The sequence below is a fragment of the Methylobacterium sp. WL19 genome (assembly GCF_008040005.1).
In the GTDB taxonomy this organism is placed as follows: domain Bacteria; phylum Pseudomonadota; class Alphaproteobacteria; order Rhizobiales; family Beijerinckiaceae; genus Methylobacterium; species Methylobacterium bullatum.
On record NZ_VRVC01000113.1, the window covers coordinates 1 to 16,220 of the forward strand.

At 67.5% G+C, this 16,220-nt stretch carries 15 protein-coding genes and 2 tRNA genes; 8 read left to right on the plus strand and 9 right to left on the minus strand.

Annotated elements, in window-relative coordinates:
- The coding region (locus FV220_RS19200) for an ATP-dependent helicase C-terminal domain-containing protein (protein WP_281406095.1) at positions 1-1,022 on the plus strand (1,022 nt) is incomplete at its 5' end.
- Positions 1,019-1,462 (plus strand): DUF805 domain-containing protein, encoded by a 444-nt coding sequence (locus FV220_RS19205; protein ID WP_018042730.1) that lies wholly within the window; start codon positions 1,019-1,021, stop codon positions 1,460-1,462. The genes FV220_RS19200 and FV220_RS19205, both read left to right, overlap by 4 nt.
- Before the next feature lie 7 nt (positions 1,463-1,469).
- Here FV220_RS19205 and cmk read toward each other — a convergent pair whose 3' ends face one another.
- Positions 1,470-2,102: a (d)CMP kinase gene (cmk, locus tag FV220_RS19210; RefSeq protein WP_018042729.1), complete on the minus strand. Its 633-nt coding sequence runs from the start codon at positions 2,100-2,102 to the stop codon at positions 1,470-1,472.
- A gap of 5 nt (positions 2,103-2,107) precedes the next feature.
- Positions 2,108-3,457: a 3-phosphoshikimate 1-carboxyvinyltransferase gene (gene aroA / locus FV220_RS19215; protein ID WP_056158172.1), complete on the minus strand. Its 1,350-nt coding sequence runs from the start codon at positions 3,455-3,457 to the stop codon at positions 2,108-2,110.
- A gap of 250 nt (positions 3,458-3,707) precedes the next feature.
- Between aroA and FV220_RS19220 the strand changes: the two genes are divergently transcribed.
- The 5 genes from FV220_RS19220 (at position 3,708) to FV220_RS19240 (ending at position 7,327) form a co-directional block, all read left to right on the plus strand.
- Entirely contained in the window at positions 3,708-4,097 is a 390-nt protein-coding gene (locus FV220_RS19220) for a TIGR02300 family protein (protein WP_026175741.1), read from the plus strand.
- 179 nt (positions 4,098-4,276) lie between these two features.
- Positions 4,277-4,352: transfer RNA gene (locus FV220_RS19225), tRNA-Ala, on the plus strand.
- 130 nt (positions 4,353-4,482) lie between these two features.
- A tRNA-Ala gene (locus tag FV220_RS19230) sits at positions 4,483-4,558 on the plus strand.
- Positions 4,559-5,122: 564 nt separating this feature from the next.
- Positions 5,123-6,595, plus strand: a complete 1,473-nt coding sequence (locus FV220_RS19235; RefSeq protein ID WP_147832905.1) for a calcium-binding protein — start codon at positions 5,123-5,125, stop codon at positions 6,593-6,595.
- 168 nt (positions 6,596-6,763) lie between these two features.
- On the plus strand, positions 6,764-7,327 hold the full coding sequence (locus FV220_RS19240; RefSeq protein ID WP_147832906.1) for a hypothetical protein: 564 nt from the start codon (positions 6,764-6,766) through the stop codon (positions 7,325-7,327).
- A 9-nt stretch (positions 7,328-7,336) separates the two neighbouring features.
- Here FV220_RS19240 and rfbA read toward each other — a convergent pair whose 3' ends face one another.
- The 4 genes from rfbA to rfbC all read right to left on the minus strand — a co-directional run bounded on the left by rfbA (position 7,337) and on the right by rfbC (position 10,845).
- The gene (gene rfbA, locus FV220_RS19245; RefSeq protein WP_018042723.1) at positions 7,337-8,227 is read right to left on the minus strand and encodes a glucose-1-phosphate thymidylyltransferase RfbA; all 891 of its coding nucleotides are present in this window, start codon (positions 8,225-8,227) and stop codon (positions 7,337-7,339) included.
- Positions 8,224-9,132 carry a dTDP-4-dehydrorhamnose reductase gene (gene rfbD / locus FV220_RS19250; protein WP_147832907.1) on the minus strand — a complete coding sequence of 303 codons (909 nt, stop codon included), beginning with the start codon at positions 9,130-9,132 and terminating at the stop codon, positions 8,224-8,226. The genes rfbA and rfbD overlap by 4 nt, the downstream gene beginning before the upstream one ends.
- A gap of 1 nt (position 9,133) precedes the next feature.
- Positions 9,134-10,216 carry a dTDP-glucose 4,6-dehydratase gene (gene rfbB / locus FV220_RS19255; RefSeq protein WP_187273463.1) on the minus strand — a complete coding sequence of 361 codons (1,083 nt, stop codon included), beginning with the start codon at positions 10,214-10,216 and terminating at the stop codon, positions 9,134-9,136.
- A 77-nt stretch (positions 10,217-10,293) separates the two neighbouring features.
- Positions 10,294-10,845: a dTDP-4-dehydrorhamnose 3,5-epimerase gene (gene rfbC, locus FV220_RS19260; protein ID WP_056144364.1), complete on the minus strand. Its 552-nt coding sequence runs from the start codon at positions 10,843-10,845 to the stop codon at positions 10,294-10,296.
- 206 nt (positions 10,846-11,051) lie between these two features.
- Between rfbC and FV220_RS19265 the strand changes: the two genes are divergently transcribed.
- Entirely contained in the window at positions 11,052-11,462 is a 411-nt protein-coding gene (locus FV220_RS19265) for a DUF2147 domain-containing protein (RefSeq protein WP_056144775.1), read from the plus strand.
- Here the strand turns inward: FV220_RS19265 and alaS are convergent.
- From alaS to FV220_RS19280, 3 genes are all read right to left on the minus strand, one after another.
- On the minus strand, positions 11,455-14,133 hold the full coding sequence (alaS, locus tag FV220_RS19270; protein ID WP_147832909.1) for an alanine--tRNA ligase: 2,679 nt from the start codon (positions 14,131-14,133) through the stop codon (positions 11,455-11,457). The genes FV220_RS19265 and alaS overlap by 8 nt on opposite strands.
- 359 nt (positions 14,134-14,492) lie before the next feature.
- Positions 14,493-15,584, minus strand: a complete 1,092-nt coding sequence (recA, locus tag FV220_RS19275) for a recombinase RecA (protein WP_056144359.1) — start codon at positions 15,582-15,584, stop codon at positions 14,493-14,495.
- A gap of 132 nt (positions 15,585-15,716) precedes the next feature.
- Positions 15,717-16,220 (minus strand): response regulator (locus tag FV220_RS19280; RefSeq protein WP_244973573.1); only part of this gene is annotated, 504 nt, incomplete at its 5' end.

A 16,220-nucleotide genomic window follows, 5' to 3' on the forward strand; every position in this document is an offset into this window, starting at 1 on the left:
GCTGGGCCGAGCAGGCCGCCGGATTCGCGGGCGCGGTGCCGACGGCCGATGTTTCCGGGGCCGGAGCGCTCCTTGCGCTGGCCTATCCCGACCGCGTCGCCCGCTCGCGGGGGCGTGACGGCGAGTTCGTCATGGCGAACGGACGCGCCGGGCGCGTGGACCCGGCCTCGGCGCTCGCCCGCGAACCCTTCCTCGTGGTGGCCGACATCGCCGGCACGGCGGCCTCCGGGCGCATCCTCGCCGCTGCCGCGATCACCCTGGACGACATCGAGGCCGCGTTCGCGGAACGGATCGACTCCGTCACCCAGGTGGTGTTCGACAAGGGCTCCCGGTCCCTGAGGGCGCGCGCCTCCCGCCGCCTCGGTGCCGCGACCCTCGGCGAGCGGATCCTGCCGGTGCCGTTGGATGCGGCATCGGCCGTCATCCTGGCGCGGGGCATCGCCGGGCTCGGCCTCGACAGCCTGCCCTGGACGCCGGCCCTGGCCCAATGGCGGTCCCGCCTGAGCTTCCTGCGCGCGGCCGAGGGCGAAGCATGGCCCGACCTCTCCGACGCGGCGTTGAGCGCATCGGTGGAGAACTGGCTCGCGCCGGAGATCGAGGGACGCACCGGCCTCGACGCCGTCACCGCCGACGATCTCGGCCGCGCCCTCAACGCACTCCTCCCGTGGGACATGCGTCACCGCCTCGACGCGGAGGCGCCGACCCATGTGGAGGTGCCCACGGGATCGCGCATTCCCATCGACTACGATGCCGAGGGCGGTCCGGTCCTGGCCGTCCGGGTGCAGGAGCTGTTCGGCCTCGACCGCCATCCCGCCATCGCCGGCGGACGGGTGCCGCTGGTTCTCCACCTGCTGTCACCGGCCTCGCGGCCGATCCAGATCACGAAGGACCTGCCCGGCTTCTGGCGCGGCTCATGGAGTGCCGTGCGCGCCGAGATGCGCGGGCGTTACCCGCGCCATCCCTGGCCGGACGATCCGTTGACCGAGCCGCCGACCCGGCGGGTGAAGCCGAGGGGGACATGATGAACACGCTTGATTCGTTCGCGGCGCTCTTCGATCCGCGAGGCCGGATGTCCCGCCGGAGCTATCATCGCCGATTGATCGGGATGCTGCTGCTTTTCTTCGTCTCCGGCAGCGTCGCTATCCTTGCCGCGTCGCTGGATGCGCGGTTCACGGGCCTCGCCATCGTCGGTGTCAGCGTGGCCGGAATAGCTGTCCTGCTCATGGTGGCAACGATCCGGCGCCTGCACGACCGGGGCCGGACGGGATGGTGGATGCTGCCCGACGTCATCACCACCCTGGCTGGCTTCGCGCCGCTCGAGACTCTCGCCGACGTCTATCCGTGGCCCGTGATCGCCGCCACGCTGGCCATGACCGGGTTCAATCTATGGTTCTTCGTGGAAACCATCTGCCGGCGGGGTACGCCCGGCCCGAACCGCTACGGGCCGGAGCCCGAGCGGTAAGCGGGTGTCAGTGGACGCGCGCCCGGTCCACCACGGCGCGCGCTGCCTCGAAGGCCTCGTCCGCATCGAGTTCGGTGGTGTCGAGGAGGACGGCGTCGGCGGCCGCCTTGAGGGGCGCCGTCGAGCGTTGAGCATCGCGCGCATCGCGGGCGACAATGTCGGACAGGATTGCCCCGAGGCTCGCCGACTCGCCGCGCCGCAGGAGTTCGAGGTGTCGGCGCCGGGCGCGCTCCTCGGCGGCGGCGGTGATGAACAGTTTCACCTGGGCCTGCGGACAGACCACCGTGCCGATGTCGCGCCCGTCGAGGACGGCACCGCTGGCACCGCCGGCGAAACGCTGCTGCCAGGCGAGCAGGGCCGCGCGCACCGCCGGGATCGACGAGATGCGCGAGGCCGCGTCTCCCATCGCCCTCTCGCGCAGCCTCGGGTCGGCGAGCCGGTCGGCGATCAGCGTCGCGGCGGCCCGAGCGGCGGCGGCGTGATCGTCGAGATTGCAGCCGGCATCGATGACGGTGAGGGCCACGGCCCGGTAGAGCAGACCCGTATCGAGATGCGGCAGCCCGTAATGCGCGGCGAGGCGCTTGGCGAGGGTTCCCTTGCCCGAGGCGGCGGGTCCGTCGATCGCGATGACCATCGGCATGGGGCTCACTCCGCGATGCGGCCGCCGAGTGCCCGCATCGTCGGCAGGAAGCTCGGGAAACTGGTGGCGATCATCGCGCCGTCATCGACGGTCACGGGTTGCTTCGTCGCGAGGCCCATCACCAGGAAGGCCATGGCGATGCGGTGGTCGAGATGGGTGGCGACGGTGCCGCCGCCCCGCGCGGCGGAGCCGTCGCCCTCGACGATGAGGTCGTCGCCCTCGATCCGGTAGGTCACGCCGTTCTCGCGCAAACCATCCGCCACGGCGGCGAGCCGGTCGGATTCCTTCACCGTCAGTTCGTGCAGCCCGTTCATCCGGGTGACGCCCTCGGCAAAGGCGGCGGCCACGGCGAGGACGGGATATTCGTCGATCATCGCCGGGGCCCGCTCGGCAGGCACGTCGACGCCCTTGAGCCGGCTGGCGCGGACATGGAGATCGGCCACGGTCTCGCCGCCCTCGTCGCGCTCGTTGCGCCGCTCGATATCGGCGCCCATCTCCAGCAGCGTCGTGATGAGGCCGATGCGCAGGGGGTTCATCATCACGCCCTGGATCGTCACTTCCGAGCCCGGGACGATGAGGGCCGCCACCAGCGGGAAGGCCGCCGAGGACGGGTCGGCCGGCACGATGACGTCGGTGCCGCGCAGGGTGGGCTGGCCGGTGAGGGCGATGCTGCGACCGTGGCCGCCGGGTCCGTGAGGGCTCACCAGTACCTCGGCCCCGAAGAGGCGGAGCATCCGCTCGCTATGGTCTCGGGTCGCCGCCGCCTCGATCACCGTCGTGGTTCCCGGCGCGTTGAGGCCGGCGAGGAGCACCGCGGATTTGATCTGGGCCGAGGCGACGGGAGTCTCGTAGGTGATCGGAATGGCTTCCCTCGGCCCGCGAAGGGTGAGGGGCACGCGGCCGCCCTCCTCCTCGCTCAGTACCTGCGTGCCCATACGGATCAGCGGATCGAGGATGCGACGCATGGGGCGCTTGCGCAAGGAGGCGTCGCCGTCGAAGGTCGCGGTGACGTCCTGCCCGCCGACCACGCCCATCATCAGGCGCGAGCCCGTGCCGGCATTGCCGAAATCCAGCACGCCGGCCGGATCGGTCATCCCGCCGATGCCGACGCCGCGCACGACCCAGCGCCCCTCCCCGAGACGATCGATCCCGGCCCCGAGGGCTCTGGCGGCCTCCGCCGTGCGTAGCACGTCGTCGCCTTCGAGCAATCCCTCGATGCGGGTCTCGCCGATGCTCAGGAGACCGAGGATCATCGCCCGGTGGGAGATCGACTTGTCGCCCGGCGGCCGCAGCGCGCCGCGCAAGGGCGAGCCGGCGGAAGCGGTCAGGGGCTGCGGTTCGGAAGTGTGCGACACGGGAATGATGACTTTTCGGCTTCTGGCGCAGTCGGGCCGTCGAAGCCGGCCCTTCGGCCGGCGGCGACGTCATGGGGCCGGTTACCACGCAGGCGGGGCGGCGTCATCCGACCCGTCGCGGCCTCGGCGCGGTCGAATCCGGACGAGGTTCGGGCCGAACGCGGCGGATCGCCTGCGTGAGAGCATTTGACAGGACGGTTTCACCCGACTAACGGGGCGCCTCTCCCAAATCCCTATCAGAGGTTCGCCCGTGGCCAGACCGGAACTCGGCTTGAAGCGTCAATGCATGAGCTGCGGCGCGAAATTCTACGATCTCGACAAGGATCCCGCGACCTGCCCGAAATGCGGGACCATCTATCAGGCCGCCGCGACGTCGCGCATCGCCGCTCCCGCCCTCGCCTCCCGCGCCGCGGCCGTTCCGGCTGACGACGACGAGGATACGGACGCCGAGAAGGGCGGTCCCGAGATCGTGTCCCTCGACGAGGTCGAGGCCGCCGAGGACGAAGCGGATACCACGACCGGCGACGACGACGCCGATTCGACCGACGCCGACGACACCTTCCTCGAGGAGGAAGATACCGGCGACGACGACGTGGCCGATCTCATCGACGGCGATATCGAGAACGACGAAGAAAGCTGAGGCGCGTCCCCGCCTCGCTTTGCCTGTCCCGAGGCCCAGCGCCGAAAATTCTCGGCGATGAATGCGATTAGGGGCTTGAGTCCGGGCAACGGCCCGAATATAGAACCGCCTCCGCCGGACGCCGCGAGGCAGATTGGCGGAACGACCATCGCGAGACGTGTTGCGGTGGTCCCAGAAGTGGGGCCTTAGCTCAGCTGGGAGAGCGCTTCCATGGCATGGAAGAGGTCATCGGTTCGATCCCGTTAGGCTCCACCATTTCTTTTCATCCGGTTCGCGGATGTCGCCCCGAGGGGCGCCGTGGAACGAATCGGACAAGACCAATCTCGGTGAGGTTCACCGATGATGACGACAATCGCGAGACAGCGTCGCGATTGTCCCGGAATGTGGGGCCTTAGCTCAGCTGGGAGAGCGCTTCCATGGCATGGAAGAGGTCATCGGTTCGATCCCGTTAGGCTCCACCATTCGATCTTCGCGGCCACGCCCCGGATGCCGCCAGCCGGCCCGGTCAGGATTGTCATCGGTCATCCCCCTCTTCGATCGTCATGAAGACATGGCTCCGCTGTCGCCTGGCGTGAGGCCTTGCAGGCGCGCGGCCGAAGCGTTCGGCTGATCGGGCCATCGTGGTCCGCCCGGCGCATCAGCCGACCGATCCGTCCTCGCCGCCGCTCACCTCCGCGATGACAGAGACTTCGAACGAAGCGCTTTGTCCGCTTGCTCACCATAGGGGCGCCGGTCGATGGCCCTCCGGTGGTACCGGTGGAATTGCGTTCGGGAGGGCGGAGTTCGGTTTCGCTCAGGCCCGCGCTCGTCCCGTCCCTCGCATCGGCCATACCATCACCTCGCATCGAGATGGCGCACCATTCTGCACTATCGCAGACGTTGAGCCCGGAGATGCATTTGACGAGAGGTCGAAGATTATCAATCGATTCACGGAAAGATTGTATCTTGCCTCCGCAGTTCAATCGAAAGGCCTATGGGTTTCCCGATGAACGCGCGGCGAGGCCCGAATTCTACAAGGTCTGACGATGTCTTCGATACAATACACCCGCGATTCGAATTACAACGATGTCAACAGCGATGAAGTATTCTTCCCTTTTCCAATAAACGAGATCTATAAGATAGCGACGCGTTTTGGTGACTTCATAGCCGAAACTCCCACCGAGGTCGGGAATCTGCAGGGTTTCGGGGGAATCGACATGCTGTCGGTCGACAATGCGAGCATCTTCGCGGATTTCAGCGATTCGTCCGCTGCGTTGGATTTCACCGGGGGGAATTTCGGCGACATCCTGGTGACCGGAAGCGGCGACGATATCCTCAACGGCGGCAGCGGTAACGACACCCTCGACGGCGGTGACGGCAATGATATCCTCAACGGTGGCGATGGCGGCGACACCCTCTACGGCGGCGACGGCAACGACATCCTGGAAGCCGGTCTGGGCACCAACACGATCGACGGTGGCGGGGGGACGAACACTCTGAGCTATGCATCGTTCACGGAAAGCTCCGAGTATCAACCCGGCCGTTTCTTCGGCGTCTCTGTCGGTATCGGGAGTGGCAGTAGCATCGATAATACTGGGGCGAAACTTCAAGACACTTTCAGCAATATTCTTAATCTGCGCTTGACGGATTTCGACGACAGCGCGAGCGGTGATGGTAACAACAACGTCATCGAGGGCGGCGCGGGAGGCGATAGCCTCTACGGCGGTGCTGGCATCGATACATTGAGCTATGCCCATTCGGCGAGAGGCGTAGCCGTGAGTTTCGCGGAAAATATCGCCGCGAGCGGGGACGCGGAAGGAGATACGTTCGGCGGCTTCGAGAACCTGCTCGGCAGCGCCCAAGGCGATATCCTCGGCGGAAACTCCGGCAACAATACCATCAACGGCAATGGCGGTACCGATCGGCTCTACGGCGATGGCGGCAACGACCGTCTCGTCATCAGCGAAACGCCCGATATCGTGAATGGCGGCGAGGGGAACGATTTCCTCTTTCTGATGGGCTCCGGCTCCGTCAGGCTCTCCGACGACCGGTCCACCGGGAACTTCACCGGCATCGAGGCCATCTACATCCGCGGCGACATGGACCTCGACATGTCGGGCTCGACCACGGGCATCAGGATCGTGTCTCAAACCTCGGCCGATGTGGAGATCATCGGCACGTCGGGCGCCGACCGCATTGTTGTCAGCAGGGGCAGCAACGTCATCGACAGCGGGGCCGGCGGCGACAAGATCATCGCGAGCGGTCGTGACAACACGTTCCACTTCGAGGCCGGCTTCGGCCGCGACAACCTCTACGGATTCGACATCGACGTCGACCACATCTCCGTGGATATCGATGGCGTCGTCGTGAGTGACGTCATCCTGCGCGGTCTCAATAACGGCCGAGACACGCTGGTGACCTTCAAGGACGTCGCCTCTTCCAACAAGATCATTCTGCACGATGTGGCGAGCGCAGACGTGCAGGACGCGATCAACGAGTTGTTCGTCTTCGGCGCTTGACGCGGGCGCCTCTGCCGATGGGCTCCGTTCCCGGTCGCACCGGGAGCGGAGCCCGGCATTCGGTTCCATGGGCCCGGTGTGAGCGGACGATCCGGTGGTCCCCAATCGGTCGGGCACGAAGACGGATGATGGCGTGTGTCGCCTTCGGCCCCATGATAGGTCGGAGCCATGACCCTACCCGCCGGACGGCATGCCCTCACCACCCCCACCTCGGACGCCGAGGCGCTGATCGAGACCCTGAGCGCACGGCTCCTGAACGGCGACAGCGCGACGACGGTGCTGGAGGGCTGGTGCGAGGAGCGTCGGCTCGCGTCGGAGGCCCGTCTGGTGGCGACGCGGGTTCCGGGTCCCGAACGGCTCCCGAGCCCGGTGCAGAGCCGGCGGCTGGCTTTGTCCGACGGAGAGGCGGTTCGCTACCGGCACGTCCGCCTGAGTTGCGCCGGCTACGTCCTGTCGCAGGCCGAGAACTGGTACGTCCCGGCGCGTCTGACGACGGAGATGAACCTGTCCCTCGACAGGACGGAGGCTCCCTTCGGCCGGGTGGTCCACACCCTGTTCCCGAAACGCAGGAACCTCCGGCTGCTGAGATTGTGGCCGCGGGATGCGGGTGTTCCCGGCCCGTCGGATCTCGTCTTCGCCATCGAGGCGATCCTCTCGGACCGATCGGGGCGCCCGATCTGCGAGGTCAGCGAAACCTATACGGGCGCCATCCTCGCCAGGGGCGAGGTCTAGGCGAGCGGCTCACTCGTCGAGGCGGGATTCCGGGTCGAGCTTCGACAGTTTCAGCAGGTTCTGGCCGTAGGCGGTCTTGGCGAAGAGCTCGCCACGGGCGATCAGCTGCGCCTTGTCGATGAAGCCCTGGAGATAGGCGATTTCCTCCAGGCAGGCGACCTGGAGGCCCTGCCGGTTCTGCAGCGTGCGCACGAACTCGCCCGCCTCCAGCAGGCTGTCATGCGTCCCCGTATCGAGCCAGGCATAGCCGCGCGACATGCGCTGCACATGGAGTTCGCCCAGGTCGAGATAGGCCTGGTTGACGGATGTGATCTCCAATTCGCCGCGCGCCGAGGGCTTCACGGCGGCGGCGATGTCGAGCACCCGGTTGTCGTAGAAGTAGAGGCCGGTCACGGCCCATGGGCTTTCCGGCTCCGTGGGCTTCTCGACGATGCGCAGGGGCCGCCCGTCACGGTCGAGGGTGACCACGCCGTAAGCCTCCGGGTGATCCACGTGATAGGCGAAGATCGTCGCGCCGGTCTTCCGTTCGCGCGCCTGTTTGAGCATGGCGCTCATGCCCGAGCCGAAGAACAGGTTGTCCCCCAGCACGAGGGCGACGTCGTCCGTGCCGACGAAGTCGCGACCGATGGTGAAGGCCTGGGCGAGGCCTTCCGGGCGCGGCTGAACGGCGTAGCTGAAGGAGAGGCCGAACTGCTCGCCGGTGCCGAACAGACGCTCGTAATTGCCGAGATGCTCGGGGCTCGAAATGATCAGGATCTCGCGGATGCCGGCGAGCATCAGCACCGAGACCGGATAATAGATCATCGGCTTGTCGTAGACGGGCAGCAGCTGCTTGTTGATCGACAGGGTCGCCGGATGAAGGCGCGTGCCGGACCCACCGGCGAGAACGATGCCCTTCATGACTGTGCCTCTGCTGAATGATGCGCGGGGCCTACAAGCCGGTCGAGGATGTCGTCGAGGGCCGCCTGCCAGGGGCGCGGCGCCAGCCCGTAGGCCTTCGTCAGGCTCTCGGTGGACAGTTCCGAATTGGCGGGCCGCCGCGCGGGCGTCGGATAGGCGCTGGTGGGGATGCCGTTGACCGGAACGCTCCGCCCGCCGCGCGCGGCCGAGCCGGCGACGATGGCTTGCGCGAAACCGTGCCAGGTGGTGGCGCCCGCATTGACGAAGTGATGCGTGCCCGTGGGCGCGTCGCTGTCGGCGGAAAGACGCAGGGCGATGTCCGCGAGGGCGGCGGCGAGATCGGCGGCCGAGGTCGGGCAGCCGCGCTGGTCGTTCACCACGTTCAGCGCATCCCGCTCGGCTCCGAGCCGCAGCATCGTCTTCACGAAGTTGCCCCGGTGCGGGCTCACGACCCAGGCGGTACGCAGGATGGCGTGGCGCGGATTGGCGGTGCGGACCGCCATCTCGCCGGCGGCCTTGCTGGCGCCGTAGACGCTGGTCGGACGGATCGGCGCGTCCGGCGCATAGGCGCCCGATGCGGCGCCGTCGAAGACGTAATCGGTGGAGACGTGGACGAGGGGGATGCCCCGCCGCGCCGTCTCGGCCGCCAGGATGGCGGGGGCCAGGGCGTTGAGGCGCCAGGCTTCCACCACCTCCGACTCGGCCTTGTCCACGGCGGTGTAGGCGGCGGCGTTCACCACCGCCCCGATGGTGCGCTCGGTAAAGATCCGCGCCACGGCTGTGGCATCGGTGACGTCGAGTTCGGTACGGGTCGGGGCGACGAGGGTCACGCCCGCGCCCCAGTGCCGGGAGGCCTGCAGTTCGGTGCCGACCTGGCCCGCCCCGCCGAGGATCAGGATATCCATCTCAAGCCTTCGCCGCTTGCGTGCCGAGGCCGAGGCGCTCGCCGGTATAGCGGCCCTCGCGGATCGGACGCCACCACGCCTCGTTGTCGAGATACCAGCGCACGGTCTCCTCAAGCGCTTCCTCGAAGGATTTGGTGGGGGTCCAGCCGATCTCCCGCTCGGCCTTGCCGGGGTCGATGGCGTAGCGCCGGTCGTGGCCCGGCCGGTCGGCCACGAAGGAGATCAGGCGCTCGTGCGGCCCATGCTCCGGCCGCAGCCGGTCGAAGGCGGCGCAGAGGGCCTTCACCACGGCGAGATTGTTGCGCACCGAGCGGCCGCCCAGGAGATAGGTCTCGCCGAGGCGGCCCCGTTCCAGCACCGCCACGAGGCCCCGTGCATGGTCCTCCACGTGGATCCAGTCGCGCTCGTTAAGGCCGTCGCCATAGACCGGCAGAGGCCGGCCTTCGAGGGCGTTGAGGATCATCAGGGGGATCAGCTTCTCCGGGAAATGCCGGGGGCCGTAATTGTTGGAGCAGTTCGTCACCAGAACCGGCAGGCCGTAGGTCTCCCCCCAGGCCCGTGCCAGATGGTCGGAGGCGGCCTTGGAGGCCGAATAGGGCGAGCGCGGGTCGTAGCGGCTGTCCTCGGTGAAGAACCCGTCCGGCGGGAGCGAGCCGTAGACCTCGTCGGTGGAGACGTGGAGGAACCGGAACGCCGCCTTCGCTTCGCCGCCGAGGCTTTCCCAGTAGGTACGGGCGCCATCGAGCATCACCTGCGTGCCGACGACGTTGGTGCGGATGAAGGCGCCCGGGTCGGTGATCGAGCGGTCCACATGGCTCTCGGCGGCGAGATGCATCACCGCGTCGGGCCGGAACTCGGCGTAGAGGGCGTGTACGGCGGCGGGATCGCAGATGTCGCCGGTCACCAGCCGGTGCCGCGGATCGCCATCGAGGGGAGCCAGCGAGATCGGATTGGCCGCATAGGTCAGCGCGTCGAGGGTCGCGACCTCATGGCCGAGATCCTGGACGAGGTGCAGGACCAGAGCCGAGCCGATGAAGCCACAGCCGCCCGTGACCAGAATGCGTTGGGATTTGGCCATGTTCATAGATCCTGGTGGTCACGCATGGGCGGTTCGGTATCGCGTCGTTCCGACGTGCCTTCGCCGAGGGGGCGGGCGGTACGTCAGAACACCGCGCCCAGATCGGCGAAGGACGGTGCCACGCGGTCCTTGTCGGACAAGACCGCCTCGTCCTCGCCGACCGGCCAGTCGATAGCCAAGTCCGGATCGTTCCATGCCAGATTGCGGTCGTGCTCGCGGCTGTAATAGGCCGACACTTTGTAGGCGACCATGGTGTCGGGTTCCAGGGTGCAGAACCCATGGCCGAACCCCACCGGGACGTAGAGTTGTTCGCCCTCGGCGGCGTCGAGCCGGACGGCGACATGCTGTCCATAGGTCTCGGATCCGCGCCGCAGGTCGACGGCGACATCGAGGATGGAGCCCGACAGGACGCGCACGAGCTTGGCCTGGCCCGCCGGTGCGAGCTGGAAATGCAGGCCGCGAACGGTCCCGCTCTGGGCGGAGAAGGATTGGTTGTCCTGCACGAAGGCGTCGGCGATCCCGGCACCGGCCAGGACATCGGCCCGGAAGGTCTCCGAGAACCAGCCCCTGTCATCGCCGAAGCGATTGGGCACGACCCGCTTCACCGCGGGAATCCGTGTCTCGACCACACGCATCGCGATTCTCCATTCAACTTCGGCGGTCTCTAGGCGCGTGCCGGGGCGCCCTGTCAAGGCATGCGGTGGCGTATCGGGCCGGTCTCGACCCTGCGCTTGCCCCTCCCATGCCGGAGGGCTAACTCCCGCTTCCCGCGAGGCGGGGCCGCCCCGGCGGCCGCCGGAACCGTTCGAGAGGACGAAGGATGACGATGAAGTTCACAGCGATGCCAACGCGATCCGCCGTGGCCGTCATGGCCCTGATCGCGATGACGGGAGGGGGCTTCGCCCAGAAGGGGGCCGACCCGAGCGGGGTCTGGCTCACCGAGAACGGGGATTCGAAGGTTCGGATCGCGCGCTGCGGCGGTGGCTATTGCGGCACCCTGGTGAGCGTGCCGGGCAAGGGCCTCGATTCCAAGAACCCGGATGCCTCGCTGCAATCCCGCAGCCTGATCGGCGTCCAGATCATGAACGCGGCGACCCCGTCCGGGGACGGCTACGAGGGCTCTCTATACAATCCCAACGACGGCAAAACCTATTCCGGCAGTCTCACGGTGAAGGGGCCGAACGTGGTCGAGGTCGCCGGTTGCGTGATGAGCGTGTTCTGCAAGCGCCAGACTTGGAAGCGCGTCAACTGACGGAGAGCGCCTGGGCGATGGCGTCGATCACCGCCTGGGCGCCGGTTCCCTCCGGGCCACCGGCCTGGGCCATGTCGCGGCGTCCGCCGCCGCCCTTGCCGCCGAGATGCCCGGCCCCGGCGCGGACGAGGGAGACCGCGTCGTACCGGTCGGTCAGATCCTCGGTGACGCCGACGACGAGGCCGGCCTTGCCGTCCGGCGACACGCCCACCAGGGCGACGATGCCGGAGCCGATGCGGATCTTGCCGGCATCGGCGAGACTCTTCAGGTCGCGCATCTCGACGCCCTCGACGACCTTGGCCATCAGCTTGACGCCGCCGACCTCGACGATGCCGTCGTCGTTCCCCGACGAGCCGCCCATGGCGAGCTTCTTCTTGGCGTCCGACAATTCGCGCTCCAGGCGGCGGCGCTCATCGATGAGCGCGCTCAGCCGTTCGGGGACATCGGCGCTCTGGACCTTGAGGAGTCCGGCGATCTGGCCGAGGGTGCGGCTTTCCTCGGCGCGGTGACGGCGGGCCGCCCCGGCGGTGAGGGCCTCGATGCGGCGCACGCCCGCACCGACCGCGCTCTCGCCGAGCACCGAGATCTGCCCGATCTCGCCCGTGCGGCCCGCATGGGTGCCGCCGCAGAGTTCGATGGAGAAGGCCGGAAGCCGGCCCTCCTCCGCGAGCTCGCCCCGATCGTCGACCGGGCGTCCCATGGAGACGACGCGCACCTCGTCGCCGTATTTCTCGCCGAACAGGGCGCGGGCGCCTGAGGCGACGGCCTCGTCCTGGGCCATCAGCTTCGTCACCACGGGCGTGTTCTGCAGGAGCACCGCATTGGCGATGTCCTCCACGGCGCGGAGCTCGGCCTCGTCCATGGGTTTGGGATGGCTGAAATCGAAGCGCAGGCGCTCGGCCGAGACCAGCGAGCCCTTCTGGGCCACATGGTCGCCGAGCACCTGGCGAAGGGCCTCGTGCAGAAGATGGGTGGCCGAATGGTTGGCGCGGATCGCCGACCTACGGGCGTGATCGACGGTGAGTTCCGCCGCCTGCCCGAGGGTCAACCGCCCCTCGTCGACGGTGACGTGATGCACGAAGAGATCGCCGAGCTTCTTCTCCGTGGCGGTGACCCGCGCGGTCAGGCCCGACGCGGACAGGCGGCCGGTATCGCCCACCTGACCGCCGGATTCGGCATAGAACGGGGTCTGGTTGAGGAGCACGAGGCCGGTCTCGCCGGCCGACAGGCTCTCCACCTCGGCCCCGTCGCGCAGGAGCGCGGTGACGATGCCTTCCGCGCCCTCGGTCTCGTATCCGAGGAACTCGGTGGCGCCGACGCGCTCCTTGATGCCGTACCAGACCGTCTCGGTGGCGGCCTCGCCCGAGCCGGTCCAGGCGGCGCGGGCGGCCTTGCGCTGGCGCTCCATCGCCTGACCGAACGCGTCGGTGTCGACGCCGATGCCGCGGGCCTTCAGGGCGTCCTGGGTCAGGTCGAGGGGGAAGCCGTAGGTGTCGTAGAGGGTGAAGGCGGTCTCGCCGGACAGGTTCTGGCCGGAGACCAGGGTGCGGCTCTCGGAATCGAGGATGGCGAGGCCCCGCTCGAGGGTGCGACGGAAGCGGGTCTCCTCCAGGCGCAGGGTCTCCGAGATCAGGCTCTCGGCGCGGGTCAGTTCGGGATAGGCCTGCCCCATCTCGCGGACCAGGGTGGGAACCAGGCGGAACATCACGGGCTCGCGGGAGCCGAGGAGTTCGAGGTGGCGCATGGCCCGGCGCATGATGCGGCGCAGGACGTAGCCGCGGCCCTCGTTCGACGGCAGCACGCCGTCGGCGATGAGGAACGAGACGGAACGCAGGTGATCGGCGATGACGCGGTAGGAGGCGACGGTGCCGGCCTCCGGCGGCCGGCCGACCGCGTGGCTCACCGCATCGATGAGGGCCTTGAACAGGTCGGTGTCGTAATTGCTGGTGACGCCCTGGAGGATCGCCGCCATGCGTTCCAGGCCCATGCCGGTATCGATGGAGGGGCGCGGCAGGGCGAGGCGGTTGCCCGGCTCGATCTGCTCGTACTGCATGAAGACGAGGTTCCAGAATTCCAGGAACCGGTCTCCGTCTTCGTCCGGCGAACCGGGAGGACCGCCCTGGAGGCCGGGACCCTGATCGATGAAGATCTCCGAACAGGGACCGCAGGGGCCTGTATCGCCCATCTGCCAGAAATTGTCGGAGGTGCCGATGCGGATGATCCGGTCGTCGCCAAAACCCGCGATCTTCTTCCAGAGATCGGCCGCATCGTCGTCATCCGCATAGACGGTGACGAGCAGCCGGTCCTTCGACAGGCCGAATTCCTTCGTGATCAGGCTCCAGGCCAGTTCGATCGCCTGCGGCTTGAAATAATCGCCGAAGGAGAAGTTGCCGAGCATCTCGAAGAAGGTGTGGTGGCGGGCCGTGTAGCCGACATTGTCGAGGTCGTTGTGCTTACCGCCGGCGCGGACGCATTTCTGCGCCGTGGTGGCCCGGTTGTAGGGCCGCTTCTCGACGCCGGTGAAGACGTTCTTGAACTGCACCATCCCCGCATTGGTGAACATCAGGGTCGGGTCGTTGCGGGGGACGAGGGACGACGACGGCACCACGGCGTGGTCCGCCTTGGCGAAATAGTCGAGGAAGGCCGACCGGATCTCGTTGACGCCGCTCATCGTGAAATGACTCTGTCGTGCGCTTTGGGCCGTCGAGACGACGACCCGAGGCTTCTTCGTGGCTTGCGCCCTCATAAGGAGGCCGGACCGTCGAGTCACGCCCGGTCGATTGCGGTGGGTTCCGCTTTTTCACGACGTGGGCTGCAAAACGGCCGCGGCGCCCGTCGCGTCCCCTCGGAATGGCGGTTTGAGGGTGGCTTCGTAAGTCCGTCGCGGGCCACGCGAAGGTAGTGCGCGCGAGCCGTTCGGGCTCTCGTCGAGGCCCGGCCGGAAGGTCGGATCGATACTGCACCGATCCGATCATCAAAAAAGGCCGCCGCAGGGAGCTGCGACGGCCTCTTCGATGACCTGCGAGGCGATCAGGCCTCGCCTTCGTCCAGATCGTCCTCGGTGGGCTTGGCCGTCTCGAGGATCTTGTCTGCGAGCAGGCCGGAATTCTGCCGGATCGCCGCTTCGATCTTGTTGGCGATGTCCGGGTTGTCGCGCAGGAAGCCCTTCGAGTTCTCGCGGCCCTGGCCGAGGCGCTGGCTCGCATAGGAGAACCAGGCGCCGGACTTCTCCACGATCCCGGCCTTCACCCCGAGGTCGATCAACTCACCGACCTTCGAGACGCCCTCACCGAACATGATGTCGAATTCCACCTGCTTGAAGGGCGGCGCGACCTTGTTCTTGACCACCTTGACGCGGACTTGGTTGCCGATGGCCTCGTCCCGGTCCTTCAGGGTCGAGATGCGGCGGATGTCGAGGCGCACCGACGCGTAGAACTTGAGCGCGTTGCCGCCCGTGGTCGTCTCCGGGCTGCCGTACATGACGCCGATCTTCATCCGGATCTGGTTGATGAAGATGACCATGCACTTGGAGCGCGAAATCGAGCCCGTGAGCTTGCGCAGGGCCTGGCTCATCAGGCGCGCCTGAAGACCGGGCTGGCTGTCGCCCATCTCGCCCTCGATCTCGGCGCGGGGCGTCAGCGCCGCCACCGAATCGACAACGAGCACGTCGATGGCACCCGAGCGCACCAGGGTGTCGGTGATTTCCAGGGCCTGTTCGCCGGTATCGGGCTGCGAGATCAGGAGATCGTCGAGCTGGACGCCGAGCTTGCGCGCATAGACCGGATCGAGGGCGTGCTCCGCGTCCACGAAGGCGCAGACGCCGCCCTTCTTCTGGGCTTCGGCGATGGTGTGAAGGGCAAGGGTGGTCTTGCCCGAGGATTCGGGGCCGTAGATCTCGATCACCCGGCCACGCGGCAGGCCGCCGACGCCGAGCGCGATGTCGAGGCCGAGCGATCCGGTGGAGATGGTCTCGACCTCCGCCACCTTATCGTTCTTGCCGAGCCGCATGATCGAGCCCTTGCCGAAAGCACGCTCGATCTGGGACAGCGCGGCATCGATCGCCTTCGCCTTGTCCTTGTCCACCATCGGGGAATCCACAACTTTCAGCGCGGGCTGGGCCATTCGTCGGCATCCTTATGCATGGGGAGAGCTCAAGGCTCAATGTGCCTCGGATGCGAATGATGTACTTGGTTTGTTCTCTTTTCGCAAGGTGCCGGGCGCCAATTTCGCATCATTCGGTGGGAGAACGTCGCCCTAGCGGGCGATCGTCTCCTTCACCGTTTCCACGAGCTGCTTGAGGCTGAAGGGCTTGGGCAGGAAGTTGAAATCCTCGCCCTCGGGGAGGTTCTTGCGGAACGCGTCCTCGGCATAGCCGGAGACGAAGATCACCTTCAGGTCCGGGCGGTGCTTGCGCAATTCGCGCAGCAGCGTCGGACCGTCCATCTCCGGCATCACCACGTCGGAGACGACGAGGTCGATGGTCTGGTCGACATCGCTGATGAGGGCCAGGGCGTCGAGGCCGGAGGCGGCTTCCAGAACCGTGTAGCCCCGTGCCGACAGGGCTCGGCTGTTGACCGCGCGCACCGGATCCTCGTCCTCGACCAGCAGGATCACGCCCTGCCCCGTATGATCGGGCGAGGGTTTGCGCGGGGCGGATTGCCCGCTGCCGGGCTTTTCGACGTCGCGTGCTCCCCGGAGCCGGCTGGCGGCGATCTCCGCGTTGCTCTGCGGGGCGGCGGATGCGAGGGCGGGCTCGGG